Here is a 24,462-nt window from a genome sequence, read left to right as displayed (position 1 = left end):
GACGCCACGAACGCGAAAGCCGCCCCACCGGGCGGCTTTCTTGTGTCAGAGGAGCTTGGTGAAGACGATCTGCCCGTCGAGGCCCCGGCCCATATCGCGCCAGCCATGGCGGACATAGAAGCGCTCTGCCCGCGTGCCGGCGCCGGTTTCGAGCCAGGCCTGGGCATGGCCCGCAGCCTTCAGCCCGATGAGCGCCTCATCTAGCAAAGCGCGGCCATGGCCCCGCCCCTCCTGCGCCGGATCGATGAACAGGGCCCAGATCAGGCCGGTCTGATGGTTGGCGCAGGCGAAGCCCACGATCTCGCCGGCGTCTTCCGCGACGACGAAGATCGCCTGCTCGCGATACCAGGCGACATCCGCGTCCGTCACCTTCGACGGGTCGCTCAGGATGTTCTCGCGCACGTCCATACGGATAGCGCGGATGCGCGGATCATCCGCCGCCACCGCCTTGCGGATCAGCCTTGCCTTGTCAGTCGTCACGAACACTCTCCACCGCTGCGGCAGGCGTGATGCCCGCCACGGCGATAGAAGGCAACTACTCCGCCGCCTGCAGGCGATAGGCGGCCGTGTCGTAGTTGAGGATCGGCGCGAGCCAGCGCTCGACCTCCTCGATCGTCATGCCCTTGCGCTGCGCGTAGTCCTCGACCTGATCGCGCTCGACCTTGGCAACGCCGAAATAATAGGCCTCCGGATGCGCGAAATAGAGCCCGGAGACCGAGGAGCCCGGCCACATCGCATAACTCTCGGTCAGCTTCACGCCGACGCGGCGCTCCGCCTCGAGCAGACGGAAGAGCGTCTCCTTCTCGGTATGGTCGGGCTGGGCCGGATAGCCCGGCGCCGGGCGGATACCCTGATATTCCTCGCGGATCAGATCCTCGTTCGAGAAGGTCTCGTCCGGCGCATAGCCCCAGAACTCCTTGCGGACGAGCTGGTGCATGCGCTCGGCAAAGGCCTCGGCGAAGCGGTCCGCCAGCGCCTTGACCATGATCGAGCGATAGTCGTCGTTGTCGCGCGCGAACTTCTCGGAGATGCGCTCTTCCTCCGCGCCGGCCGTGACGGCGAAGGCGCCGATGTAATCGGGCGCGACGCCTTCCGGCGCGACGAAATCGGACAGGCACATGTTCGGCTTGCCGTCGCGCTTCGAGAGCTGCTGGCGCAGGCCATGGAAGGTCGCGAGTTCGTCCTGCCGGCTCTCGCCGGTATAGAGGCGGATATCGTCGCCGACGGCATTGGCCGGCCAGAAACCGATCACCGCCTTGGGGTTGAACCAGCGCTCCTCGACGACGCGCTTCAGCATCGCCTGCGCATCGTCCCAAAGCGCGCGCGCCGCCTCGCCCTGCTTCTCGTCCTGCAGGATCGCCGGGAAGCGGCCCTTCAATTCCCAGGTCTGGAAGAACGGCGTCCAGTCGATCACCGGCACGAGATCGGCGATGTCATAGGTGCGGAAGGTGCGCGTGCCCAGGAAGCTCGGCTTCGGCGGCTGATAGGCGCTCCAATCCGTCTTGAAGGGATTGGCGCGCGCCTTGGCCAGTGGCTGGCGCTGCTTGTCGGCCTCGGAGCGGCGATGCGCCTCGGCGACCTTGGCGTATTCCGCCTGCACGCCCGCGACATAACCCGGCTTCTGTTCCGACGACAGCAGGCTGGAGACCACGCCGACGGCGCGCGAGGCGTCGTTGACATGCACGGTCTGGCCGGCGCTGTAGGCCGGGTGGATCTTCACCGCCGTATGGACACGGCTCGTCGTCGCTCCGCCGATGAGCAGCGGGATATCGAAGCCCTCACGCTCCATCTCCGAGGCGACGGTCACCATCTCGTCCAGCGAAGGCGTGATCAGCCCGGAGAGGCCGATGATGTCGACCTTCTCCCGGCGCGCCGTCTCCAGGATCTTCTGGGTAGGCACCATCACGCCGAGGTCGATCACCTCGTAATTGTTGCACTGGAGCACGACGCCGACGATGTTCTTGCCGATATCGTGGACATCGCCCTTCACCGTCGCCATCAGCACCTTGCCGGCGGCCGAGCGCTCGGAGCCGCCGTTCAGGCGCTTCTCCTCCTCCATATAGGGCATGAGATAGGCGACGGCCTGCTTCATCACGCGGGCGGATTTCACCACCTGCGGCAGGAACATCTTGCCCGAGCCGAAGAGGTCGCCGACCACGTTCATCCCCGCCATCAGCGGGCCTTCGATGACGTGCAGCGGCTTGGCAGCGTTCAGGCGCGCCTCTTCGGTATCGACATCGATGAACTCGGTGATCCCCGCGACCAGCGCATGCTCCAGCCGCTTCTCGACCGGCAATTCGCGCCAGGCCAGGTCCTTGCCGGACGCAGCGACCGAACCGTCGCCCTTGAAGCGCGGCGCGGCTTCCAGCAGGCGCTCGGTCGAATCCTTGCGGCGGTTGAGGACGACATCCTCGCAGAGTTCGCGCAGCTCGGGGTCGAGATCGTCATAGGAGCCGAGCTGGCCGGCATTGACGATGCCCATGTCCATGCCGGCCTTGATGCAATGGTACAGGAAGACCGAATGCATCGCCTCGCGCACCTTCTCGTTGCCGCGGAACGAGAAGGACAGGTTCGAGACGCCGCCCGAGATATGGGCATGCGGCAGGGTCTCGCGGATGGCGCGCGTCGCCTCGATGAAATCGTTGCCGTAATTGTCGTGCTCCTCGATGCCCGTCGCCACCGCGAAGATGTTCGGGTCGAAGATGATGTCCTCGGGCGGGAAGCCGATCGTCTCGGTCAGCAGCTTGTAGGCCCGCGTGCAGATCTCGATCTTGCGCTGGAACGTGTCGGCCTGCCCGACCTCGTCGAAGGCCATGACGACCACCGCCGCACCGTACTGCCGGCAGATGCGCGCCTGCTCAAGGAAGGCTTCCTCGCCCTCCTTCATCGAGATCGAGTTGACGATCGGCTTGCCCTGGATCGTCTTCAGACCGGCCTCGATCACCGGGAATTTCGACGAGTCGACCATGATCGGCACGCGCGAGATATCCGGCTCCGAGGCGATCAGGTTGCAGAATTCGGTCATCGCCTTCTCGGAATCGAGCAGGCCCTCGTCCATGTTGATGTCGATGACCTGCGCGCCGTTCGCGACCTGGTCGCGCGCCACATCGAGCGCGGCGGCATAGTCGCCGGCCGTGATCAGCTTCCGGAACTTGGCCGAGCCGGTGACGTTCGTGCGCTCGCCCACGTTGACGAAGGGGATGGTCTCGTCGAGCGTGAACGGCTCCAGACCGGCCAGCCTGAGATAGGGCTTCGTCTCCGGGATCTGGCGCGGCGCCTTGCCGGCGACCGCCTCGGCGATGGCGCGGATATGGTCCGGCGTCGTGCCGCAGCAGCCGCCGACCATGTTGACGAAGCCGGAATCGGTGAATTCGGCCAGCATCTTGGCGGTCGCCTCTGGGCGTTCGTCATAGAGGCCGAATTCGTTGGGCAGCCCGGCATTCGGATAGGCGCAGACCAGCGTGTCGGCGATGCGCGACATGTCCTTGATATGCGCCCGCATCTCGCGGGCACCGAGCGCGCAGTTGAGGCCGATGGTCAGCGGGGCTGCATGGCGCACCGCGTTCCAGAACGCCTCGACCGTCTGGCCGGACAGCGTGCGGCCCGAGAGATCGGTGATCGTGCCGGAGATCATCACCGGCAGGCGAATGCCCTTCTCGCGATAGACCTGCTCGATCGCGACGATCGCGGCCTTGGCGTTGAGCGTGTCGAAGATCGTCTCGATCAGCAGCAATTCCGAGCCGCCATCGATCAGGCCCCTGACCTGCTCGGCATAGGAATCGCGCACCTGATCGAAGCTCACGGCGCGGAAGCCGGGATTATTGACGTCGGGCGAGATCGAGAGCGTGCGGTTGGTCGGGCCGATCGCCCCGGCGACGAAGCGCCGCCGCCCGTCTTCCTTCTCGGCGATCATCGCCGCCTCGCGGGCGAGCCGCGAGCATTCGACGTTCAGCTCATAGACGATCGCCTCCATGCCGTAATCGGCCTGGGCGATCGAGGTGCCGGAGAAGGTGTTGGTCTCGACGATATCGGCGCCCGCCCGGAAATAGGCGAGATGGATGTCGCGCAGCGCCTCGGGCTGGGTCAGGGCGATGATGTCGTTATTGCCCTTGAGGTCGTGGTTGAAGCCCTTGAAGCGCTCACCGCGAAAATCGGCTTCGGAGAGCTTCAGGTCCTGGATCTGCGTGCCCATCGCGCCGTCGAGCACGAGGATGCGCTCACGCGCGGCCTGGCGCAGGGAGCGTTCGATCTCGGCGCCGTCAACGGGAGCGGGAATGAAGTCGGACATCGTTACGCTTTCCAACCGGAAACGGGTCTGCTCGAAAACTCAGCCCTCATCCTGAGGAGCGCTTCGCAGAAGCGCGTCTCGAAGGATGCTCCAGATGGTTCCGGAGCCTCCTGAAGCATCCTTCGAGACGCCGCTGGCGCGGCTCCTCAGGATGAGGGCTCGTAATTCACTCCGCCGCCGCTGCCTGCGCCGCCGGCTTCTCGGGCTTCAATCCCACGAGATGGCAGATGGCATAGACGAGGTCGGCCTTGTTCATCGTGTAGAAATGCAGGTCGGTGGCGCCACGATCGATCAGGTCGAGAACCTGCTCGGCGCAGACGGCCGCCGCGACGAGGCGGCGGGTCGCGACATCGTCCTCCAGCCCCTCGAAGCGGTCGGCCAGCCATTGCGGCACGCTGGCGCCGGTCTTGCGGGCGAAATTCGCGGTCTGCCTGAAATTCTGGACCGGGACGATGCCCGGCAGGATCGGGATCTCGATGCCCCTGGCGCGCACCTTGTCGAGATAGCGGAAATAGACGTCGTTATCGAAGAAGAACTGGGTGATCGCCCGCGTCGCGCCGGCATCGACCTTCTTCTTGAGCGCATCGATATCGGCATCGAGCGAGGCCGCTTCCGGGTGCTTCTCGGGATAGGCCGAAACCGTGACCTCGAAATCGCCGATCCGCTTCAGGCCGGCGACGAGGTCCGAGGTCTGGTGGTAGCCGTCCGGATGCGGCTCGTAAGCCGTGCCGAGCCCACCGGCCGGATCGCCGCGCAGCGCCACGACATGGCGCACGCCAGCGTCCCAATAGGAGCGGATGACCTCGTCGATCTCGGCCTTGCTCGCCGAGACGCAGGTGAGATGCGCGGCAGGCTTCAGCCCGGTCTCCTCGACCATGCGCTTGACGGTGGCGTGGGTGCGCTCGCGGGTCGAGCCGCCGGCGCCATAGGTCACCGAGACGAAGCTGGGGCCGAGCGGCTCGAGCCGGCGCACGCTGTCCCAGAGCGCGAGCTCCATCTCCTCGGTCTTCGGCGGGAAGAATTCGAAGGAGACGCGCGGGCGGCGGGAGCCGTGGCGGCTGGGGCGGAAAGCATTCATCACGCAACCTCGAGATTGATCGTGCGGGCCGGCGGATCGGCCTGGACGCGCCGGTCGCGGCCACGCCAGAGCATGACCGGGAGCTGGCCCGAGCCGCCATCGGCAAGGGTGACTTCGCGGGACAAGTCGCAGGACAGGCCCGCCTCGGCGAACCATGCCGCGATCTGCTGGCGGGAGAAGCCCAGCCGGCGATGCGCATGCTCGGTCCGCAGGAATTCCATCTCGTGCGGCGCGAAATCGACGACGATCAAGCGCCCGCCGGGCGCCAGCATCGCGGCGGCCTCGCGCACCGCCCGGCCGGGATCGTCGAGGAAATGCAGCACCTGATGGATCACGACGAGGTCGAAGGAGCCGCGCGCGAAAGGCAATGCATAGATGTCGCCCTGCCGCAGCTCGACGCGCGATAGCCCCGCCTGCTCCAGATTGGCGCGCGCCACCGCCAGCATCGCATGGTTGGCATCGACGCCGACGGCGCGGCCGAATTTCGGCGCGATCCGTTCCAGCATCCGGCCCGTGCCGGTGCCGAGATCGAGCATCGCGCCGGGCGAGCCCTCGCCGACGGCATCCTCGACCGCCGCCTCGACGGCATGGTCGGGCACATGCAGGCCGCGCAACCGGTCCCAGTCGCGCGCGACGCTGGCGAAATAGCTCTGCGCAGCCTCGGCCCGCGTCGCCCGCACCGCTGCGAGCCGCTCGCGATCGGCCGCGAGCACCGGGTCGCTCAGGTCCAGCCAGGCGGCGAGCGACGCGGCGAAGGCCCCACCCGGCCCGGTCTCGTCCAGCCTGAAGAAGGCCCAGGCCCCCTCGCGCGAACGCCGGACCAGCCCAGCCTCGGCCAAGAGCTTGAGATGGCGCGAGATGCGCGGCTGCGACTGGCCGAGGATGTCGGTGAGATCGGAGACCGAAAGCTCACCCTCGGAGAGCAGCGCGAGGATGCGCAGCCGCGTCTCCTCGCCGGCGGCCCTGAGGCCCGCGAGAAGCACATCGGAAGACAATGTCGTCGGCTGCCGCACGCGCTGGCGTCCTCTGTCGACAAGGAAAAAGATATAAAGATATCTTTATATCGAACACGCCGTTCGTGCAAGCGGATTGTCGTGCGGAAAACAGGACGGAGCCATCGGGGAGAAGACGGCGACGCGCCGCGCTGGCAATGAGGGATTGCGCAGCCTCCCGCATCAGCGTCCCGCCACTCTCTGTGAGCGAAAGAACTCCCTGGCCGCCTGGTAGACCCGTCGGCCTCATGCTTCCATGACCGGCCGCCGCCGATCCTCCTCCGCAACATCCGCTTCCGACCCATAGCGGCCGCGCGAAAAGTGCAGGATGATGCCCCGCATAGGCTTGCGAGGACTGCAATGTTCAAGCGCATATACGAGTTCTTTGCCCCCCAACCTGAGGAGGTGTTCGCCCAGCGTTTGATATGGGGGGCGGGCATGGCTCAGTCCATGAGCATTTCGCTGGTTCGCATCGACGGCAAGTTCCGCGTCGAGTTCAGACTGCCTAGTGATCCCGAAACAGGTAGAATCCAGCCATTCAAGCTTTCTCCGGACAAGCTAGATGAACTGATCACCTACCTACAAAGCTGTCGGGATTTCGTGCGGAAGCCGCGATGACCGCTTCCGACCCGTTGCTGTCATTCAAAAAGTGCGGAATGATGCTTCGTAGAACCAAATATGAAGCTTGCTCAGACGGTGTGACATGCAGATCATGCTCCAGATCATCGATTTTGGAGTTTTCGCTTTTGTAATAATCTCGATGGTTGAATTTTATAGATGCATGTACCTGTCGCGCACGTCCTCCGACGTTGCCGGCAGAGAAAGATACTCAAAACGATATCATCTAATTGCGTTGTTGGGCGTCGCTCTAGTTCTGTCCTATCTTTCCTTAAGAACTGGGGTCAATTGGCTAAATTCGCCTGCTTAAAGGTGTTTCTGCCAAGACATTCAACAGTCGAGCTTAGCGGGCACGCTTCCGACCCATAGCTGTCGCTGCCAGAATGTGCGACGTTGCTCCAATGTCCCGTTTATGCTTCTCAGAGCCTTGGCATGCTGAAGATGTTGCGAGCCCCGTATCCCATACTGGTCATAATAATCGTTAGCTTCATTTCTAGTTTCGCCGCACAAAGCGCGCATCATAAATTCGATTTAAGTCCACTTGTGACAGCATCTCTAGCATCACTAATCATGTCTGCGGGTCTCGGTCTGGCATATCTCGTTATGTTCAGGGGGAAATAATCGCCCGCCGATCCCATTACGACCGCTGACGAGCGCGACGTCAGCTTCCGACCCTTTACGGTCATTTACGGGCCGGAGGCATCGGCTCCTGCTTCGCGACCTCGCGCACAACGTCCAGCCAAAGCATCATCGCCCGCCTGTCGCCGCGCTGACGCGCAAGGTCAGCGATCCGTTGAGCCGCTTCGAGCGCCGAAGTACCCGCTTCCCTTATCAGCGTAGCCGCCTCGCGTTTCACCAGGCGATGCCGCTCTAAACGGCCCTCGGCGAATGCGGCCACGAAGTCGAACAAATCGAGGAACCGGAACATCGCTAGACGCAAGTTGGAGACTATGACCATCTGATCCTTTCGGGATCGATGCTGCAAGCTCCGCTTCCGCATCATAGCGGACGCTCTTGCGAACGTCGCAACCGCGATGCCATGCTTCCTAACCAGGCGACTTCGGGAGTGAAGCGAGGATGCACAGCGGCTCATGCCTGTGTGGCACGGTCACGCTGACGGTGGCAGATCGTCTGCCAAGTCCCAATTTCTGCCATTGCCGCATGTGCCGGAAGCACTCAGGCCATTACTTCGCGTCGACCGACGTGCCCAGGGCTGCCTTGACGATTGTCGGCGAGGAGAAACTGGCGTGGTTTCAATCCTCGGAGAACGTCCGGCGCGGCTTCTGCTCGACATGCGGCTCGTCGCTCTTCTGGGATCGGCCGGATCGGGATTGGATCGCCGTGGCAATGGGCGCTTTCGACGGGCCGACAGAGACCGCTGCAGATTTGCATATCTACGTCGCCGACAAGGGGGACTACTACGAAATCGCAGACGGCCTGCCGCAATACGGCACCGTTCCACCGCGCGCTTGAGGCGTTGGGAGCGAACGACCGTTTTCAACCCGTTGCACACACCCGCTTGCGAGCGAGATGGGACTTGTCGCGTTGCTGTCTTTTGACATTGCGATGCGAACAGGTTGGATGATAGGGCCGCCAATTCGGCGCACTCCCAGAGACCTTTACGTGCACGACTTCCAAACTGATCTCGACGCGATTTCAAGAATCGACGCCGTGCCAACTATTCTTGATGTCGTCTGCCAGACGACGGGAATGGGTTTCGCGGCCGTGGCCCGCGTGACTGAAACGCGCTGGGTCGCATGTGGCGTCCGAGACCTCATCGAGTTCGGTTTGGAACCCGGCGGCGAGCTGAAGGTCGAAACGACGATCTGCAGTGAGATACGCGATCATCGTGAGGTCGTCGTCATCGATCATGTTGCGGAGGATCCGACCTACCGCAACCATCACACGCCGGCGATGTATGGCCTGCAAAGCTATATCTCGATGCCGATCATTCTACCGGGCGGAGAATTCTTCGGGACTCTGTGCGCGATCGATACCAAGCCTCGGAAGCTCGATACGCCCGCCACGCTCGGCATGTTCAAGCTCTTCGCCGAGTTGATCGCGTTCCACTTGGATGCTCATCGGCAGCTGAAAGACAGCCGCGATCTGCTCGATATCGAAGAGCACAAGAGCGAATTGCGGGAACAGTTCATCGCTGTCCTCGGGCATGACCTTCGCAATCCGCTCGCGTCCTTTACGGCTGGCACCCGCCTGCTCGGCAAGGAGCCGCAGACGCCGAAAGCACAGGGTATTTTGGTGCATCTTCTCAACACGACCATGCGCATGAGCTTGCTCGTCGAGAACATGCTCGATTTCGCCCGTGGCAGGTTGGGTGGCGGCATCACCATCGACACGGCGGAAGAGCGTTCCGCCGCCGACACGATTGATCAGGTCGTCAATGAGGCTCGAACCTCATCGCCCGACAGGGTGATTACCTTCGAGCATGCCTTGTCGGTTCCGATACGAGCCGACCATGCCCGCATCGCACAGATGTTCGGAAACCTTCTCGGCAACGCGATTTCGCATGGGGCTACCGACAAGCCCATCCGCGTCGAAGCGGTCGTCATCGAAGGCGAGTTCCGGTTGTCCGTGGCGAATGCCGGCAAGAAGATACCGGAGGAACTCCTGATAAAGCTGTTCCAGCCTTATTTCCGTGGCAGCCAGAACAGGCGCGAGGGGCTCGGGCTTGGGCTCTATATCGCCTCCGAAATAGCCAAGGCACATCGCGGGCGGATCGAGGTTTCCTCAAGCGATGATGAGACGAAGTTCACGTTCTCAATGCCGTTGATCAGCTAGAACACGCTCGACCGCATGGCTGATCTGGCTGGGTGTATAGGGCTTCGGCAGAAATCGCGCGAAGGGCGGCAACTGCGCCGCCAACGGGCGCGCTCTTCCCGATGCGATGAGGATGCCGATGGGCGGCCATCTGTCTCTGACCATGGCCGCAAGCGCCAGACCATCCATCGATCCCGGCATCTCGATATCGGTGAAAATCAACACGATATCGTCGCGCTGCTGAAGGTGCTCCAGCGCCTGATCGGCAGAGGCGGCTTCCAGAACGCGGAAGCCCGCTTCCTGAAATATATCGACCGCATCCATTCGGATGAAAACATCGTCTTCCACGACGAGAACGAGCTGTTGCACGAGCTGACTTTCGGCAGGCGAGACGCCTGAGAGACTGAACGGAACTACGCGAGGTTCTGTTCCAATCGATTAACGGCGCGGTCTCACCGCTCAGCGCGGCAGTTGGAAATCTCATTTCGCTTCGCGATATCGACGAAGCGCCTTTTCGACCATTTCGTTCTCGTCGTTAGCGATCATAGCGAATGAAGCTACAATGTAGGCAAGACGTGTACGTTCCCGCTCGTGTTCCTCTTCATCGATACCCATCTTCAGGATCTGCCAAGCGGTTGACCTGAGACCCTTTTCTCCTGCGTTCTGAGGGAGAGTACTGGGTTTCATTTCTGGCCTCGGGCGGCCTGCTTTTCCAGCGTGGATTTGAGGGCGAACTCGGCGGGCGTGATGTTGCCGAGGGCCGAGTGGGGTCTGTGGCGGTTGTAGTCCTCCTTCCATGAGGTGATGGCGCTGCGGGCCTCGACGAGCGTCGAGAACAGCGTGTCGTTGAGGCACTCGTCCCGGAAGCGTCCGTTGAAGCTCTCGATGAAGGCGTTCTGCGTCGGCTTGCCGGGGGCGATGTAGTGCCACTCGACGCCGGTCTCCTGGCACCAGCGCAGGATCGCCATCGAGGTGAACTCGGTGCCGTTGTCGGACACGATCGTCCCCGGCCGGCCACGCAGCCGAATGACGCCATCCAGTTCCCGAGCCACGCGCAGACCTGAAAGCGAAGTGTCGGCGACGAGCGCCAGGCATTCGCGCGTATAATCGTCGACGATGGCGAGCACCCTGAAGCGACGACCGTCCGAGATCGTATCGGAAAGAAAATCGAGGCTCCAGCGCGCATTGGCCCGATCAGGCACGAGCATGGGCCTGCGCGTGCCCAGTGCCCGTTTGCGGCCGCCACGCCGGCGCACCTGCAGCTTCTCTTCGCGATAGAGCCGTCGCAGCTTCTTCTGGTTCATCACGATGCCCTGGCGGTCCAGCATGATGTGGATCCTGCGATAGCCGAACCGCCGGCGCTCCGCCGCCACGGCCTTCATCGCCTCGCGCAACAGGGCATCGTCCGGCCGGGTGCTCGTGTAGCGCACCGTCGAGCGGTCGATCGTCAAGGCCAGGCACGCCCGACGCTGGCTCACCGCATGCACCGTGCAGGCATGAGCCACCGCCTTCCGCTTCGCATCGGGCGTCACCATTTTTTTGCGGCGACATCCTTCAGGATCGCGTTGTCGAGCATCTGTTCGGCCAGCAGCTTCTTGAGGCGGGCGTTCTCATCCTCGAGGGTCTTCAGCCGGCGGGCGTCCGACACGTCCATCCCGCCATACTTCGCCTTGAACTTGTAGAAGGTCGCCGAGGAGATGCCGTGCTTGCGGCAGACATCCGCCGTCGCAGATCCAGCCTCCTGCTCCTTCAGCATCCCTATGATCTGCTCTTCCGTGAATCGTGAGGGGCGCATCGTCCGTCTCCTTGAGTGACGGACTCTACTCAAATCTGGAGGAAGATCGGGGCTCAGGTCAAAACAGAAAGCTGCGTCGCCGCGCGTCCCCGGACGCACCGCGCTCACGCGGCGTCCAGGCGAGCAGCCCCAGATGCCCGCCCGCGGAGCCGGGGCGGCGCGAGGTCGTCGCTATTCGACATCATCGGCATCGGCACGCAGCCGTCGGCTGCGAACGCCGCAAGGCTCCGCGCATCCCCCGGATGCCCAGACCCGAAACCCCGCAGGCTAGGCCTGAACGGGGCTTTCGGTGCATCATGTCACGTCAAGAAGCATCGCGCCGGACACACAGCGAAACGCCGATCCGGTCGTCATTTTCAGGCGCGCGCTCGCCAGCACCCCGCCGCGCGCGGCAGGCGAGCCTTACGGCAAACAGAATGGTCTCAGAGCACTTTCAGATCGCCCGCGGCCGTCTTGCCGCGCTCGGTCTTCAACTCGAACGAAACCTTCTGCCCCTCCGTCAGCGTCATCATGCCGGCTTCCTTCACGGCCGTGATGTGCACGAACACATCCTTGCCGCCTTCCGCCGGTTGAATGAAGCCGAACCCCTTCTCAGTGTTGAACCATTTCACGGTTCCGGTCGCCATCGCCACATCCCTCGAAGCCAAAGCGTCTCTCACCGGCGCGGAACGCATGGCTCCTATGCCGGCAAGGGAAGGATTGACCGAAAACTGATCCTTGTCGAGATGAAAGGACAGGCAGGCGCAGCCTGAACCTTTCAAGATTTTGTCAACGCGATCCGTGTCTTGGCGCCACTGCGAGAAGAGCCGCCCAGATCGGGTTTCACTTTTCCGAACGTAGCTACCTAGCGTCCCTGCTCGTCAGGATTGTCGTGTTCTTTTCACTTCAACCGCAGGCCGATGGTTTTGGTCTCTCCTGCCGCGCGCATCATCTTGGCGACATCGTTCCGTTCCCGCAGCCGCCGGACAAAATCCTCACCATCGACTACCGGGCTGAAGTCTCGCCGGCTGCATCGAGCCGGAAGAAGGAGGCTCCGCCCGGCGCGATCCTTGCAGGCCCTCTGGTGCCGGAAGCCGCCAGCCGATACAGGCCTCGCCATGTCCCAAACCGCCGTTCCCGCCATGCCGCAGCAGCACCGCTTCTACGAAGACCTCCTCGCCCTGCCGCTGGGCACGCTGATGATCAGCTTCGGCATCGTCCTCTACGCCAAGGCGACGCTCTTGACCGGCGGCGCGGCCGGGCTCGCGCTCCTCCTGCAATTCGGCACGGGCGCGGATTTCAGCCTGCTCTTCTTCGTCATCAACCTGCCGTTCTACTGGCTCGCCTTCCGGCGGATGGGCCTGCCTTTCAGCTTGCGCACCTTCGTCGCCGTCGGCCTGATCTCTGTCTTCGTCTGGGCGACGCCGGGCTGGTTCCGCATCGAGGCGGTGGCGCCGCTCTATGCCGCCATCGCCGGCGGCGTCGCGATGGGGCTCGGCCTGCTCGCGCTGGCGCGTCACCGCACCGCGATCGGCGGCGTCAACATCCTCGCGCTCTACCTGCAGGAGCGCCATGGCCTGCGCGCCGGCTGGGTCCAGCTCGGCATCGACGCAGCGATCTTCGCCGCCGCTCTCTTCGTGCTGCCGCCCGACAAGGTCGCGCTCTCGCTCCTCGGCACGCTCGTTCTCAACGCCATCCTCGGCATGAACCACAAGCCCGGCCGTTACATGGCGGTGTCCTGACGAAAGGCCCGTTTGCGCCGCGGAACGGTTGCGCCCTGCCCGCCAGCATGCGAGCAAGCCCGGAGGACAAGACGGGACGCCAACGGCGAGACGAGACATGGCCCAGCCCCTGACCATCGAAGACCTGCGCCTTCTGGCCAAGCGCCGGGTGCCGCGCATGTTCTACGACTACGCCGATTCCGGCGCCTGGACCGAGGGCACCTACCGCGCCAACGAGACCGATTTCGCCAAGGTCAAGCTGCGCCAGCGCGTCGCGGTCGACATGACCAACCGCTCGCTCGCCTCCGAGATGATCGGCCAGCCGGTTTCCATGCCGGTCGCGCTCGCTCCCACCGGCCTCACCGGCATGCAGCACGCCGATGGCGAGATCCTCGCCGCCAAGGCCGCAGCCAAGGCCGGCGTGCCCTTTACACTCTCGACCATGAGCATCTGCTCGATCGAGGATGTCGCGAACCACACCCAGGCTCCGTTCTGGTTCCAGCTCTACGTGATGAAGGATCGCGACTTCATTTCCCGCCTGATCCAGCGCGCCAAGAAGGCCGGCTGCTCGGCCCTTGTCCTGACGCTCGACCTGCAGATCCTCGGCCAGCGCCACAAGGACATCCGCAACGGCCTCTCAGCCCCGCCGAAGCCGACCATCGCCAACCTGATCAACCTCGCCTTCAAGCCGCGCTGGTGCCTGAAGATGCTGGACACGCCGCGTCGGCAGTTCGGCAATATCGTCGGCCATGTCACCGGCGTCGCCGACATGTCCTCGCTCTCCTCCTGGACCGCCAGCCAGTTCGATCCGCAGCTGAACTGGGACGACGTCCAGTGGATCAAGGAGCAATGGGGCGGCAAGCTGATCCTCAAGGGCATTCTCGATCCGGAAGATGCCGAGATGGCCGCCAAGAGCGGCGCCGACGCCCTGATCGTCTCGAACCATGGCGGCCGCCAGCTCGACGGCGCGCTCTCCTCGATCGAGGCCCTGCCCGGCATCGTCGAGCAGGTCGGCAACCGCATCGAGGTTCTGTTCGACGGCGGCATCCGCTCGGGCCAGGACGTGCTGAAGGCGATCGCGCTCGGCGCGCACGGCACCTTCATCGGCCGCGCCTTCCTCTACGGGCTCGGCGCCATGGGCGAGCGGGGCGTCACCGCCGCCCTCGACATCATCCGCAAGGAGCTCGACACCACGATGGCGCTCTGCGGCCTGCGCGATATCAAGGATGTCGACGAGCGCATCCTCGTCGGCGGCCGCGCCGGGGCGATCAAGCGGCTGGCCTCGTAGTCGCTGGCCATCATTCGACGACGACGCTCGCCGTCAGGCTCAGACAAGCAACATCGGAACGCCGTAATCCATAAGGCGGCGATCCGATGTCACCAGGGTCAACTCGCGGGCGATAGCCTGGGCCACGATCATCCTGTCGAACGGGTCGCCATGGTGACGCGGCAACCTGGCAGCCGCGAGCGTGTCATCAAGCTCGATGGGCAGCCAGGCGACACCGAGAGCCTGGACCTGCGCCCAGGCATCGTCTGCGAAGGCCAGTTTTCGCAGGCTCCGCTTGATTTCGAGCTCCCACACCGATGCGACGCTGACGAAGACCTCCTCGGCTTCATCGATCGTCAGCCTCATACGGTCGGATAGGCGCTCCCGATCGACGCCGACCCACCACAGCACGGTCTGACTATCGAGCAACAGCCTCATGCGCCGCTCGGCTCGTCGGAAGCCTCCTGATAGACTTCGAATAGCTCGGTGAGGTCATTCTCAGGCTTCCACCAGTCGGGATCGATCTCGACAAAAAGCCCGGCCAGCTGACCAGATTGGCGCCGTGGGCGCTGGGCCTGCGGAGGATCGACCTGCACCAGCTTCACGGCCGGCACGCCGTTGCGCGCGATGACGACCTCCTCGCCGCGCAAGGCCTGTTCGATCAATCGCGAGAGACCGGTCTTGGCCTCGTGCACGTTCACGATGGTCATCGCCCTCTCCATATTAGCTAAGCTTAGCTAATATGGAGAGGGCGGATTTGAAAGGCAACGTCCCGCCAAAGCGGTCCCCCGCCGGGACAAGCCCGGCGGGGGTTTTCATAACATCAGGCACGATACCAGGACGCCAGGTTCCAGGTGTCGACATCCCAGCCTGAATGGTCATGCGAGAGGGTGTTCGACGCGGCGACGACCTTCTTGCGCGACAGGATCGGCAGGATGACGTTGGCTTCGCAGAAGATCTCGTTGACCTTGATCAGGAGCGCGGCGCGCTTGGCCGGATCGAGCTCCTTCTGGGCGGCCTTGTAGGCCTCGTCGGCAGCCGGGTCGGTGTAGCGCGAGACGTTGCGGCCCAGCCACTTGTTCTCCTTGTTGGCGACTTCCCACGAGGTGAACTGGTTGAGGAAGCGCTCCGGATCAGGCTGCGGCTGCGTCGTGGTGTACATCTCGATGTCCACGTAGAGCTTGGTGTAGGTGTCCGGATTGGCAACGTCCGACGAGAAGAACACCGAAGCGGTCACCGACTTCAACTCGATATCGATGCCGGCGCGCTGGCAGGCCTGCTTGATGATCGCCTGCACCTTCTGGCGCGGAGCGTTGATCGAGGTCTGGAAGACGTATTTGAGCTTCTTGCCGTCCTTCTCGCGGATGCCGTCCGAGCCCTTCTTCCAGCCGGCATCGTCGAGAATCTTGTTCGCCTTCTCGATGTTGAACTCGTACTTGAGCTTCTCCGACTTGAACTGCTTGGGCTCGTTCACGAAGCTCGCCGTGGCAGCGCCGGCGCGGCCATAGATGAACTTCTGGATCGAGTCGCGGTCGATCAGCAGGTTGATCGCCTGGCGCACGGCCGGGTCGCTGAGCGTCGGGTGCTTGGTCTTGACGCTCGAACGCTCGCCATCGACCTCGGTCCAGGGATCGGTCGTGTTCAGGGTGATGAACTCGATATCGCCGGCAGCAGCGGCGCTGATCTTGCCGCGCCCGCCCATCTCCATGCGCTTGAGGACTTCGTCCTCGACCAGCGTATCCCAGGCATAGTCGTATTCGCCGGTCTGCAGCACGGCGCGAGCCGCCGAAACCGCATCACCGCCGCCCTTGATCTCGAACGTGTCGAAATGCGGACGATTGGCGACGTGATAGCTCTCGTTGCGAGCGCCGGAGAGGATGTCGCCCGGCTTGAAGTCGACGAACTTGTAGGGGCCGGTGCCGACGGGCTTGAGGTTGGCCGGAGCCTCGCGCGACTTCGCGCCCTTGTACTCGCCAAAATGATGCTTCGGGATGATCATGCCGGCGACGCCGACGAAGGGATCGGCCCAGAACGGCGTCGGCTTGGCGAAGATCACCTTGACGGTGAAATCGTCGACCTTCTCGACCTTGATGTCCTTGTAGGCGCCGGTGGTGTAGGCGGCCGTCGCCGGGTCGGCAGCGTATTCCCAGGTGAAGACGACGTCGTCGGCCGTGAACGGCTTGCCGTCATGCCACTTCACGTCCTTCTTCAGCTTCCAGATGACGGTGGTGCCGTCCTCGGACAGGCCGCCATTGGCCTTGGTGGGCACCTCGGCCGCGAGCTGCGGGATCAGGTTGCCTTCCTTGTCCCAGCCGGCAAGCGGCTCGTAGAACACGCGCGAGGCGATCTGATCCTTGGTGCCCGAGGCGAAATGCGGGTTCAGCAGGGTCGGGGCCTGCCAGAGCAGCATCTTCAGCGGTCCGCCGCCGCCGGCCTTGGTCGGCTTGTACTCAAGCGTGGCATTGGCCATCGCGACATCGTTCCAGGCGAGGATCTGGGTCGCGATCGGCGCGGTGATGCCGAGCGCCGCCATCTTCTGGATGAAGGAGCGCCGCGACAGCCCACCCTTCTTCACGTCCTGCACCATACCCTGGATATACTGGCTAGTCATAATCAACCTTCACGTCATGGCAGCAAGAACACGATCAATAACTTGACCAGTTCCAGATCGGATTTATCAGTTCCAAGGCGTAGAATTGCTTTGGACGCGACTCTGCTCCTAGGAGGCGCTGCCTTAATCATAACTTAAGTCGTCAGACGGGAACCGCATGGCGGACCTGCTTGCCACTCGTAGCCCCGGCTAAATTACGCTGATTCACAAGGGAAAAACGCTGCGCACCCGGCTAACGGGAGTCATGTCATAGCGTCGCAGCGGGGCCCTCCCGGCGCCGGGAACCGCATTTGCCGACCGCCAGCCGGCTTTCGTAACATGGCCGCGCTGGGGCACATCCCGCAGGAGCGACCGCATGAGCGCAGAGGACAAGCCACGCCTTCTATCGGGCGGCAACCCGCAGATTCCGAAGGGCGACGGCGACGCGCCGGTGCAGGCCTATATCGCCGCCATGCCCGGCTGGAAGAGCGCGGTCGGCCGGCGCATCGACGACCTGATCGTCAAGGCCGTCCCCGAGGTGACGAAGGCCGTGAAGTGGAACTCGCCGCTTTACGGCACCGGCAACCAGACCTGGTTCCTCGGCATCCACTGCTTCACGCGCTACGTGAAGGTCTCGTTTTTCAAGGGCGCGCTGCTTGACCCAATGCCGCCGGGTACCTCGAAGCAGAAGGAGGTGCGCTATCTCGACATCCACGAGAGCGACGCCCTCGACGAAGCCCAGTTCTCGGGCTGGGTCAGGCAGGCGAGCCAGCTGCCAGGCGAGCGGATGTAGAATCGCCAGCGCCATCCGGGCACCGCGATCAGGATAGTTCCTTCAGCCCGCCGGGCGTCTCGATCTGCGCCCTGTAGCGCAGCTCCGGCCCATGGCTGACGACAGGCCCCCGCTCCGTTCCCAGTTCCTGCAACAGCGCCGCGATCGCCTGCGCCTCCGGATGCTCCAGCGTGAACCCGCGCAAGCGTGCGCCCAAATCGGCGATCGTCGCCATCGAGCGCGCCTTGCCGCGCCGGTCGATGATCGAGGGAGCCGCCCCGCCCCAGGGCAAAGACCCGTCATCGGGAATGGAGAAATCGAAGGCAGGGGTGTCCATCGGCAGCGCGGCCTTGCGACCGAAGATCGCCTCCCGACCCTTCAGGACAGCGTCGATACCATCGGCCCGCGCAACCCAGCCGCGCAAGCGACGGCCGGCATCCCAATCCCACCGGACCTGCTTCTGGTCGTCGAGTCCGAACCAGCGGGCGCGTCCGGGATGTGCCCCGTCGGGATCGAGGGCGACGATCTCCAGATACGTCGTGCCGCCGAGCTGAAGCAGGTGGTTATGGGTCCCCATATACCCGTGCCGCTGGCCGAAGGGCACATCGAGATCGAGGCAACCCCGAACATGCGCGACGCCCTCTACAAGCGTCGGCGCGATGACGGTGAGATGGTCGAGGGTCAGCATGCTGCCAGTTGAGGCCGACGCGCGCCTGTAGTCCAGCGCCTGCGATCGCGAACCGCTTCGACACGCCTCAGCGCATCTTAAAGCAACACATGAAAAAGCCCCGCGGAACCTTGCGGCACCGCGGGGCTTTTCGATTCAGATATCAAGCACTCAGCGCGAGAACTTCTTGTACTGGATGCGCTTCGGAATGGTCGAGTCGATGCCGAGGCGGCGCTTCTTGTCCTCCTCGTAATCGGCGAAGTTGCCCTCGAACCACTCGACATGGCTGTCGCCCTCGAAGGCGAGGATATGGGTCGCGATGCGGTCGAGGAACCAGCGATCGTGGCTGATGATCACGGCGCAGCCGGCATAATCCTCCAGCGCCTCTTCCAGCGCGCGCAGCGTGTCGACGTCGAGGTCGTTGGTCGGCTCGTCGAGCAGCAGCAGGTTGGCGCCGGACTTCAGCATCTTGGCGAGATGGACGCGGTTGCGCTCACCGCCCGAGAGCGAGCCGACCTTCTTCTGCTGGTCGCCGCCCTTGAAGTTGAAGGCCGAGCAATAGGCACGGGAATTGATCTCGCGCTTGCCGAGATAGAGGATGTCGTTGCCGCCGGAGATTTCCTCCCAGACGTTCTTCTTGTCGTCGAGCGAGTCGCGGCTCTGGTCGACATAGCCGAGCTGGACGCTCTCGCCGACCTTGATCGTGCCGGCATCCGGCTTCTCGACGCCGGTGATCATCTTGAACAGTGTCGTCTTGCCGGCGCCGTTGGGGCCGATCACGCCGACGATGCCGCCCGGCGGCAGCTTGAAGGAAAGGCCGTCGATCAGCAGCTTGTCCTGGAAGCCCTTCGACAGGTCCTCGAAATCGACGACGTTGTTGCCCAGCCGCTCGGCGATCGGGATGATGATCTGGGCGGTGTCCGGCCCCTTGTTGTTGGCCTTCTGCACAAGCTCGTCATAGCGCTGGATGCGGGCCTTGCTCTTGGCCTGGCGGGCCTTCGGCGAAGCGGCCATCCATTCGGCTTCGCGCTCCAGCGTCTTCTGGCGCGACACGTCCTCGCGGCCTTCCTGGGCGAGGCGCTTCTGCTTCTGCACCGACCAGGCCGAGTAGTTGCCCTCATAGGGGATGCCCTGGCCGCGATCGAGCTCGAGGATCCAGCTGGTGACGTTGTCGAGGAAGTAGCGATCGTGGGTGACGATCAGGATCGCGCCCGGATAGGTCCGCAGATGCCCTTCGAGCCAGGCGGTGGTCTCGGCGTCGAGATGGTTGGTCGGCTCGTCGAGCAGCAGCAGTTCCGGCTGCTCCAGCAGAAGCTTGCACATCGCGACGCGGCGGCGCTCGCCGCCCGAGAGCTTGTCGACGGCCCAGTCATCCGGCGGGCAGCGCAGCGCGTCCATCGCCTGGTCGACCTTCGAATCGAGATCCCAGAGCCCCTTCGCCTCGATCTCGTCCTGGAGATTGGTCATCTCGTCGGCGGTCTCGTCCGAATAGTTCATGGCGAGCTCGTTGTAGCGATCGAGAATCGCCTTTTGCGGGGCGACGCCGAGCATGACGTTCTCGCGGACGGTCAGGCTCTCTTCGAGCTTCGGCTCCTGCGGCAGGTAGCCGACGCGCGCACCTTCCGCGACCCAGGCCTCGCCGGTCCATTCCTTGTCGAACCCGGCCATGATCTTCAGCAAGGTCGACTTACCGGCGCCGTTGACGCCGAGGACGCCGATCTTGGCATCCGGGTAGAAGGACAGGTGAATGTCCTTCAGCACCTGCTTGCCGCCCGGATAGGTCTTGGACAGGCCGCGCATATGATAGATGAACTGGCGGGACATGGGGCGAGCGGGCTCCGCTTTCGAACGCTTGCGACAGGGATGTCGGGAAATCTGGCCGCTATGTAGCGACCGGGCGCGTCGCCCGCAACCGCCTGCCGGTGGAGCAGGTGCCTTTCACAAAAGCGGTAGAGCGATCCGGGCGCCCTTCCCCCGGCACGGCTTTTGCCGGAAGCTCATCCGGCCTGAACGCTGCCGGAGCCCGCCGATGAGCCTGCCCGCCGTCCTGTTGCGTCTGCTTGCTGGCCTCGCTTTTGCGCTGCTGGCAACGATTCCCGCCGGCGCCCAGTCGAACGAGCCTGGCTGCCGGCCGGAGATGGCGAGCCTGCGCCTGCCGATCCACCGGGTCCAACTGGCGAAGGACGAAGCGCGGCTGACCTTCGTCGGCCACGCCACCTTCCTGATCGAGACGCCGGGCGGGGTGAAGATCGCGACCGACTACAACGACTATGTCCGCCCGCCGGTGACGCCCGACATCGCGACGATGAACAAGGCGCATTCCACCCATAACTCGCGCAATCCCGACCCGGCCATCAAGCATGTCCTGCCCGGCTGGGACCTGTCCGGCCGCGGCGCCGCGCAGCACGACCTCACCTTCGGCGATGTCCGCGTCCGCAACGTGCCGACCAATATCCGCACCTATGAGGGCGGCACGGACTATGACGGCAACTCGATCTTCATCTTCGAGATCGGCGAGCTCTGCATCGCCCATCTCGGCCATCTGCATCACCCGCTGGAGCCCGGCCATCTGCGCGCGCTCGGCCGGGTCGACATCGTGCTATTCCCGGTCGACGGCAGCTACACGCTCGACCAGACCGGCATGCTCGACGTGCTGAAGTCGATCCAGGCGCGAGTGATGATCCCCATGCATTTCTTCGGCGGCGGCACGCTGAACCGCTTTCTCGCCCGCACGCAGGACATCTGGCCGGTCGAGCGCCGCGAGCAGGCGACGATCACGCTGGGCAAGGCGACGCTGCCGGCCAAGCCCACCATGATCGTCCTGCCCGGGCATTAGCATCTTGCCATCATTCTCGGGCTTGCCCCGAGAATCTCAGCCCGGAAGAAACTCCTGCGCCTCCACGTTATGAGGTGCTCGGGTCAAGCCCGAGCATGACGACCTGCCTCAGGTGTTCACGCCGCCGTCGATGGCGAAGCCGGCGCCGGTGATGAAGCGCGCCTCCTCGCTGGCGAGATAGGCGACGAGCCCGGCGATGTCCTCCGGCTGGCCGTAGCGCGGGATCGCCATGCGCGCCCGCTGGGCATCGGCACCGGGACCGCCAGCCGGGTTCATGTCGGTATCGGTCGAGCCGGGATGGACGATATTGACGGTGATGCCGCGCGGGCCGAGATCGCGCGCCAGCCCCTTGGTGAAGCCGATCAGCGCCGCCTTGCTCATCGCATAGAGCGTGACGCCGGGCTCGACGACGCGGTCGGCCAGGCAGGAGCCGGTCGAGATGATCCGCCCGCCCTCGCCCAGATGTGCCGCAGCCGCCTGCGAGGCCAGCACCACCGCGCGAACGTTGACTGAAAGCGTCGCGTCGATATCGGCGAGGCTCCAGTCCGCGACCGGGCCGCCGCGATAGATGCCGGCATTGTTGACGAGGATATCGAGGCCACCGAGCGCTTTGGCAGCATCATCGACTGCGCGCGTCACCGCGGCGGGGTCGGCGCTGTCGGCGGCGATGGCGAAGCCCTTGCGGCCGAGCGCTTCGATCTCCTTCACGACAGCAGCCGCCTTGTCGGCGGAGCGCTCATAGGTCAGCGCGACATCGGCTCCCTCGGCAGCAAGTCTGCGGGCAATGGCGGCGCCGATTCCGCGGCTGCCGCCGGTGACGAGCGCGCGCTTTCCGGCAAGGCGTGACATGGCAAACTCCATTTATGTGATGATCGATACATAATACATGCTGCGCTTGCCTGCGGTGGTCAAGGGAAATATATAATGGTCATCACAAAATAATTTCGAGGAGGCGGATTCATGGCCGAGCGCGGCCGTCCACGCAGTTTCGACCGGCAGGCAGCGCTGGAGCGCGCCATGGACGTCTTCTGGGAGCGCGGCTACCAGGCGGCCTCGATGAGCGACCTCACCGAGGCCATGGGCATCAATTCGCCGAGCCTCTACGCCGCCTTCGGCAGCAAGGAAGAGCTCTACCGCGAGGCGATCCACCATTTCGCTGCGACCGAGAGCGACGATATCCTTGCGCCGCTCCAAAATGCGCCCACCGCGCGGGCCGCGCTCGAAGGCTATCTCATGGCGAGCGCGAAAACCTTCACCCGGCCCGGCCGGCCGCCCGGCTGCATGGTCGTGCTCTCGGCGGTGAACGCCGTCGGCGTGGGCGACGAGACCAGCCGCATCCTGCGCGAGATGCGGGCCGGCAGCGTCAGCATGATCGAGGAACGGCTGCGGCGGGCCATCGACGGAGGCGAATTGCCGGCATCGCTCGATCCGCATCCGATCGCGAGCTACTACGTCACCGTCCAGCAGGGCATGTCGATCCAGGCGCGCGACGGTGCCTCACGCCAGATGCTGGAGACGATCGCGCAGGGCGCCATGGCCGCATGGGACAGTCTCACCCGGCCACGCGCAGCCGCCTGAAGATCCGCGTTAACGCCTCGCTGAGACTGATTTCAGGCTTTCCTTGCCCTTGCGGCAGATCGCGGCATCCTGTCGGCAACCGGGAGACTGCCCCCATGCGCCGCTTCGCCGCCCTCGCCTGCCTGCTCGCGACCGCCACCTTGCTGCCCGTCCAGGCCGAGGCGGCGCGGTTCCGCATGGGCGGACGCAGCTCGGCCAGCCCGGCCAAGGTGAGCCGCAGCATCGTGATCGTGCCCGGCATCACGGCCGGAGCCAGCCGCGCACAGGCCGCGACCGGCCAGCCCGAGCGCGTGCCCTTCCCGATGGCGACCGCCGAGCGCGAGGCGCCCTTGCCGCTGCGCCTCTCGTCCAATAGCGAAACCAAGAGGCGCTGGTGCCAGACCGATATCGTGGTCGGCGGCTTCTGCATGATGAACTGAGCAAGCCGTCGCTCAGGCGCGGCTGACGCGCCCTTCCAGCGGATAGGCCGGGTCGCTGTAGCCCGGCGTCGAGGGATGCCCCGCCGGCACGAGCCGGTCGATCAGCGCCTCATCCTCAGCGTCGAAGCCGGCATCGAGCGCCGCGAGATAGGCTTCCCACTGCTCGAAGGTGCGCGGCCCGGCGATCGCCGCCGTGACGAAGGCGTTGTTCAGCACCCAGCGCACCGCGAACTGGATCGGCGTCAGGCCCTTGCGCCCCGCATGCTCCTTGATCGTCTGGGCGATGATCAGGCTTTCCTCGCGCCATTCCGCCTGCATCATCCGCCGGTCGCCGCGTCCGGCGCGCGTGCCTTCCGCCGGTGCCTGACCCGGCGCGTATTTCGCGGTCAGCACGCCCCGGGCTAGCGGCGAATAGGAAGCGACGCCCAAGCCGAAATGGCCGCAGGCCGGCAGATGCTCGACCTCGGGCATGCGGTTCATCGCGTTGTAATAGGGCTGGCTGACGACCGGGCGGTCGATGCCAAGCTCGTCGCAGAGCCGGCAGATCTCGGCCAGCCGCCAGGCGCGGTAATTCGAGACGCCGAAATGTCTGATCTTGCCCTGGCGGACGAGATCGGCGATCGCGTGCACCGTCTCTTCCAGCGGCGTCGTGTGGTCCTCCTTGTGGAGGTAGTAGATGTCGATGGTCTCGCTGCCGAGCCGGCGCAGGCTGTCTTCGCAGGCACGCAGGACCCAGCGCCGCGACAGCCCGCCATTCATCGGCCCCTTGCCCATGACGTTGGCCACCTTCGTCGCCAGCACCCAGTCATGGCGATGCGCGGCGATGGCGCGGCCCGTGACCTCCTCGGACTGGCCCTCGTTATAGACATCGGCCGTATCGATGAAATTGATCCCGGCTTCGCGCGCACTGTCGATGATCCGGCGCGAGGTCGCCTCGTCCGCCGGACCGCCGAACATCATCGTGCCCAGGCAGAGCGGCGAGACCTTGAGGCCGGAGCGGCCGAGACGGCGATAATCCATGGCAGATATCCTCGAACGGGGTGGCCAAACCTGCCGCAGCGCCGCGCCATATGCCAGCGCCCGGCGC

24 protein-coding genes are annotated in these 24,462 nt (G+C 64.3%); 9 read left to right on the top strand and 15 right to left on the bottom strand.

Annotation, left to right across the window (positions count from 1 at the left end):
• Nucleotides 1–45: 45 nt before the first annotated feature.
• The 4 genes from AC07NY_RS07940 to AC07NY_RS07925 all read right to left on the bottom strand — a co-directional run bounded on the left by AC07NY_RS07940 (nucleotide 46) and on the right by AC07NY_RS07925 (nucleotide 6,379).
• The gene (locus AC07NY_RS07940) at nucleotides 46–480 is read right to left on the bottom strand and encodes a GNAT family N-acetyltransferase (RefSeq protein ID WP_494583053.1); all 435 of its coding nucleotides are present in this window, start codon (nucleotides 478–480) and stop codon (nucleotides 46–48) included.
• A gap of 55 nt (nucleotides 481–535) precedes the next feature.
• Nucleotides 536–4,288 (bottom strand): methionine synthase, encoded by a 3,753-nt coding sequence (gene metH / locus AC07NY_RS07935; protein WP_494583051.1) that lies wholly within the window; start codon nucleotides 4,286–4,288, stop codon nucleotides 536–538.
• A 166-nt stretch (nucleotides 4,289–4,454) separates the two neighbouring features.
• Complete coding sequence (gene metF / locus AC07NY_RS07930) at nucleotides 4,455–5,366, bottom strand: methylenetetrahydrofolate reductase [NAD(P)H] (RefSeq protein ID WP_494583049.1); 912 nt, start codon at nucleotides 5,364–5,366, stop codon at nucleotides 4,455–4,457.
• Complete coding sequence (locus tag AC07NY_RS07925; protein WP_492288289.1) at nucleotides 5,366–6,379, bottom strand: ArsR/SmtB family transcription factor; 1,014 nt, start codon at nucleotides 6,377–6,379, stop codon at nucleotides 5,366–5,368. Before AC07NY_RS07925 ends, metF begins: the two co-directional genes overlap by 1 nt.
• A gap of 339 nt (nucleotides 6,380–6,718) precedes the next feature.
• Between AC07NY_RS07925 and AC07NY_RS07920 the strand changes: the two genes are divergently transcribed.
• Nucleotides 6,719–6,976 carry a hypothetical protein gene (locus AC07NY_RS07920; protein ID WP_494583048.1) on the top strand — a complete coding sequence of 86 codons (258 nt, stop codon included), beginning with the start codon at nucleotides 6,719–6,721 and terminating at the stop codon, nucleotides 6,974–6,976.
• Between the two features lie 682 nt (nucleotides 6,977–7,658).
• Here AC07NY_RS07920 and AC07NY_RS07915 read toward each other — a convergent pair.
• On the bottom strand, nucleotides 7,659–7,934 hold the full coding sequence (locus tag AC07NY_RS07915) for a hypothetical protein (protein WP_494583046.1): 276 nt from the start codon (nucleotides 7,932–7,934) through the stop codon (nucleotides 7,659–7,661).
• A gap of 119 nt (nucleotides 7,935–8,053) precedes the next feature.
• Here AC07NY_RS07915 and AC07NY_RS07910 point away from each other — a divergent pair, with 119 nt between their 5' ends.
• Nucleotides 8,054–8,449: a GFA family protein gene (locus AC07NY_RS07910; RefSeq protein WP_494583044.1), complete on the top strand. Its 396-nt coding sequence runs from the start codon at nucleotides 8,054–8,056 to the stop codon at nucleotides 8,447–8,449.
• Nucleotides 8,450–8,599: 150 nt separating this feature from the next.
• Complete coding sequence (locus AC07NY_RS07905) at nucleotides 8,600–9,772, top strand: GAF domain-containing sensor histidine kinase (RefSeq protein ID WP_494583042.1); 1,173 nt, start codon at nucleotides 8,600–8,602, stop codon at nucleotides 9,770–9,772.
• Here AC07NY_RS07905 and AC07NY_RS07900 read toward each other — a convergent pair.
• From AC07NY_RS07900 to AC07NY_RS07890, 3 genes are all read right to left on the bottom strand, one after another.
• Complete coding sequence (locus AC07NY_RS07900; protein WP_494583040.1) at nucleotides 9,752–10,120, bottom strand: response regulator; 369 nt, start codon at nucleotides 10,118–10,120, stop codon at nucleotides 9,752–9,754. The genes AC07NY_RS07905 and AC07NY_RS07900 overlap by 21 nt on opposite strands.
• Before the next feature lie 314 nt (nucleotides 10,121–10,434).
• A protein-coding gene (locus tag AC07NY_RS07895; protein WP_494583703.1) for an IS3 family transposase occupies nucleotides 10,435–11,546 on the bottom strand; the annotation gives its coding sequence in 2 pieces (ribosomal slippage) (nucleotides 10,435–11,285 and nucleotides 11,285–11,546; 1,113 coding nt in all).
• 422 nt (nucleotides 11,547–11,968) lie between these two features.
• On the bottom strand, nucleotides 11,969–12,172 hold the full coding sequence (locus AC07NY_RS07890) for a cold-shock protein (RefSeq protein ID WP_047581917.1): 204 nt from the start codon (nucleotides 12,170–12,172) through the stop codon (nucleotides 11,969–11,971).
• Nucleotides 12,173–12,643: 471 nt separating this feature from the next.
• Between AC07NY_RS07890 and AC07NY_RS07885 the strand changes: the two genes are divergently transcribed.
• Together AC07NY_RS07885 and AC07NY_RS07880 are read left to right on the top strand one after the other, a co-directional pair.
• Nucleotides 12,644–13,267 carry a YitT family protein gene (locus AC07NY_RS07885; RefSeq protein WP_494583038.1) on the top strand — a complete coding sequence of 208 codons (624 nt, stop codon included), beginning with the start codon at nucleotides 12,644–12,646 and terminating at the stop codon, nucleotides 13,265–13,267.
• Between the two features lie 97 nt (nucleotides 13,268–13,364).
• A complete protein-coding gene (locus AC07NY_RS07880) occupies nucleotides 13,365–14,534 on the top strand; it encodes an alpha-hydroxy acid oxidase (protein WP_494583037.1) in 1,170 nt (389 codons plus the stop codon).
• A gap of 39 nt (nucleotides 14,535–14,573) precedes the next feature.
• Here AC07NY_RS07880 and AC07NY_RS07875 read toward each other — a convergent pair whose 3' ends face one another.
• The 3 genes from AC07NY_RS07875 to AC07NY_RS07865 all read right to left on the bottom strand — a co-directional run bounded on the left by AC07NY_RS07875 (nucleotide 14,574) and on the right by AC07NY_RS07865 (nucleotide 17,124).
• Nucleotides 14,574–14,951, bottom strand: a complete 378-nt coding sequence (locus AC07NY_RS07875) for a type II toxin-antitoxin system VapC family toxin (protein ID WP_492288280.1) — start codon at nucleotides 14,949–14,951, stop codon at nucleotides 14,574–14,576.
• Nucleotides 14,948–15,223 (bottom strand): type II toxin-antitoxin system Phd/YefM family antitoxin, encoded by a 276-nt coding sequence (locus tag AC07NY_RS07870; RefSeq protein ID WP_492288279.1) that lies wholly within the window; start codon nucleotides 15,221–15,223, stop codon nucleotides 14,948–14,950. Before AC07NY_RS07870 ends, AC07NY_RS07875 begins: the two co-directional genes overlap by 4 nt.
• 113 nt (nucleotides 15,224–15,336) lie before the next feature.
• A complete protein-coding gene (locus AC07NY_RS07865; protein WP_494583034.1) occupies nucleotides 15,337–17,124 on the bottom strand; it encodes a peptide ABC transporter substrate-binding protein in 1,788 nt (595 codons plus the stop codon).
• A 355-nt stretch (nucleotides 17,125–17,479) separates the two neighbouring features.
• Between AC07NY_RS07865 and AC07NY_RS07860 the strand changes: the two genes are divergently transcribed.
• Nucleotides 17,480–17,896 (top strand): DUF1801 domain-containing protein, encoded by a 417-nt coding sequence (locus tag AC07NY_RS07860; RefSeq protein WP_494583032.1) that lies wholly within the window; start codon nucleotides 17,480–17,482, stop codon nucleotides 17,894–17,896.
• 28 nt (nucleotides 17,897–17,924) lie between these two features.
• Here the strand turns inward: AC07NY_RS07860 and AC07NY_RS07855 are convergent, their stop codons facing one another.
• Together AC07NY_RS07855 and ettA are read right to left on the bottom strand one after the other, a co-directional pair.
• Nucleotides 17,925–18,563, bottom strand: a complete 639-nt coding sequence (locus AC07NY_RS07855) for a VOC family protein (protein ID WP_494583030.1) — start codon at nucleotides 18,561–18,563, stop codon at nucleotides 17,925–17,927.
• Nucleotides 18,564–18,713: 150 nt separating this feature from the next.
• Complete coding sequence (gene ettA, locus AC07NY_RS07850; protein ID WP_494583028.1) at nucleotides 18,714–20,366, bottom strand: energy-dependent translational throttle protein EttA; 1,653 nt, start codon at nucleotides 20,364–20,366, stop codon at nucleotides 18,714–18,716.
• A 205-nt stretch (nucleotides 20,367–20,571) separates the two neighbouring features.
• Between ettA and AC07NY_RS07845 the strand changes: the two genes are divergently transcribed.
• Nucleotides 20,572–21,378: an MBL fold metallo-hydrolase gene (locus AC07NY_RS07845; RefSeq protein ID WP_494583026.1), complete on the top strand. Its 807-nt coding sequence runs from the start codon at nucleotides 20,572–20,574 to the stop codon at nucleotides 21,376–21,378.
• A 108-nt stretch (nucleotides 21,379–21,486) separates the two neighbouring features.
• Here the strand turns inward: AC07NY_RS07845 and AC07NY_RS07840 are convergent, their stop codons facing one another.
• Nucleotides 21,487–22,227, bottom strand: coding sequence for an SDR family NAD(P)-dependent oxidoreductase (locus AC07NY_RS07840; protein ID WP_494583024.1), 741 nt, complete (start codon nucleotides 22,225–22,227; stop codon nucleotides 21,487–21,489).
• Between the two features lie 111 nt (nucleotides 22,228–22,338).
• On the opposite strand from AC07NY_RS07840, the gene AC07NY_RS07835 reads away from it, so the two are divergent.
• Together AC07NY_RS07835 and AC07NY_RS07830 are read left to right on the top strand one after the other, a co-directional pair.
• Nucleotides 22,339–22,956, top strand: coding sequence for a TetR/AcrR family transcriptional regulator (locus tag AC07NY_RS07835; RefSeq protein ID WP_494583023.1), 618 nt, complete (start codon nucleotides 22,339–22,341; stop codon nucleotides 22,954–22,956).
• A 95-nt stretch (nucleotides 22,957–23,051) separates the two neighbouring features.
• Nucleotides 23,052–23,375, top strand: coding sequence for a hypothetical protein (locus AC07NY_RS07830; protein WP_494583021.1), 324 nt, complete (start codon nucleotides 23,052–23,054; stop codon nucleotides 23,373–23,375).
• Nucleotides 23,376–23,387: 12 nt separating this feature from the next.
• On the opposite strand, the gene AC07NY_RS07825 is transcribed toward AC07NY_RS07830, so the two are convergent.
• On the bottom strand, nucleotides 23,388–24,395 hold the full coding sequence (locus AC07NY_RS07825; protein ID WP_494583019.1) for an aldo/keto reductase: 1,008 nt from the start codon (nucleotides 24,393–24,395) through the stop codon (nucleotides 23,388–23,390).
• Nucleotides 24,396–24,462: the final 67 nt, after the last annotated feature.

The organism is Allobosea sp. GW821-FHT09G06 (assembly GCF_059416005.1).
The sequence above is the reverse complement of the archived record's forward strand: the minus strand, read 5'-3'. Positions and strand labels throughout refer to the sequence as shown.

What these genes read in the sequence shown, in the direction of transcription:
- AC07NY_RS07885 (WP_494583038.1), top strand. Translation starts at nt 12,644, where the DNA reads ATGTCCCAAACCGCCGTTCCCGCCATGCCGCAGCAGCACCGCTTCTAC.
- metF (WP_494583049.1), bottom strand. Translation starts at nt 5,366, where the DNA reads ATGAATGCTTTCCGCCCCAGCCGCCACGGCTCCCGCCGCCCGCGCGTC.
- AC07NY_RS07880 (WP_494583037.1), top strand. Translation starts at nt 13,365, where the DNA reads ATGGCCCAGCCCCTGACCATCGAAGACCTGCGCCTTCTGGCCAAGCGC.
- AC07NY_RS07875 (WP_492288280.1), bottom strand. Translation starts at nt 14,951, where the DNA reads ATGAGGCTGTTGCTCGATAGTCAGACCGTGCTGTGGTGGGTCGGCGTC.
- AC07NY_RS07870 (WP_492288279.1), bottom strand. Translation starts at nt 15,223, where the DNA reads ATGACCATCGTGAACGTGCACGAGGCCAAGACCGGTCTCTCGCGATTG.
- AC07NY_RS07865 (WP_494583034.1), bottom strand. Translation starts at nt 17,124, where the DNA reads ATGACTAGCCAGTATATCCAGGGTATGGTGCAGGACGTGAAGAAGGGT.
- AC07NY_RS07845 (WP_494583026.1), top strand. Translation starts at nt 20,572, where the DNA reads ATGAGCCTGCCCGCCGTCCTGTTGCGTCTGCTTGCTGGCCTCGCTTTT.
- AC07NY_RS07920 (WP_494583048.1), top strand. Translation starts at nt 6,719, where the DNA reads ATGTTCAAGCGCATATACGAGTTCTTTGCCCCCCAACCTGAGGAGGTG.
- AC07NY_RS07840 (WP_494583024.1), bottom strand. Translation starts at nt 22,227, where the DNA reads ATGTCACGCCTTGCCGGAAAGCGCGCGCTCGTCACCGGCGGCAGCCGC.
- AC07NY_RS07825 (WP_494583019.1), bottom strand. Translation starts at nt 24,395, where the DNA reads ATGGATTATCGCCGTCTCGGCCGCTCCGGCCTCAAGGTCTCGCCGCTC.
- AC07NY_RS07830 (WP_494583021.1), top strand. Translation starts at nt 23,052, where the DNA reads ATGCGCCGCTTCGCCGCCCTCGCCTGCCTGCTCGCGACCGCCACCTTG.
- ettA (WP_494583028.1), bottom strand. Translation starts at nt 20,366, where the DNA reads ATGTCCCGCCAGTTCATCTATCATATGCGCGGCCTGTCCAAGACCTAT.
- AC07NY_RS07915 (WP_494583046.1), bottom strand. Translation starts at nt 7,934, where the DNA reads ATGGTCATAGTCTCCAACTTGCGTCTAGCGATGTTCCGGTTCCTCGAT.
- AC07NY_RS07910 (WP_494583044.1), top strand. Translation starts at nt 8,054, where the DNA reads ATGCACAGCGGCTCATGCCTGTGTGGCACGGTCACGCTGACGGTGGCA.
- AC07NY_RS07835 (WP_494583023.1), top strand. Translation starts at nt 22,339, where the DNA reads ATGGCCGAGCGCGGCCGTCCACGCAGTTTCGACCGGCAGGCAGCGCTG.
- AC07NY_RS07855 (WP_494583030.1), bottom strand. Translation starts at nt 18,563, where the DNA reads ATGCTGACCCTCGACCATCTCACCGTCATCGCGCCGACGCTTGTAGAG.
- AC07NY_RS07890 (WP_047581917.1), bottom strand. Translation starts at nt 12,172, where the DNA reads ATGGCGACCGGAACCGTGAAATGGTTCAACACTGAGAAGGGGTTCGGC.
- metH (WP_494583051.1), bottom strand. Translation starts at nt 4,288, where the DNA reads ATGTCCGACTTCATTCCCGCTCCCGTTGACGGCGCCGAGATCGAACGC.
- AC07NY_RS07860 (WP_494583032.1), top strand. Translation starts at nt 17,480, where the DNA reads ATGAGCGCAGAGGACAAGCCACGCCTTCTATCGGGCGGCAACCCGCAG.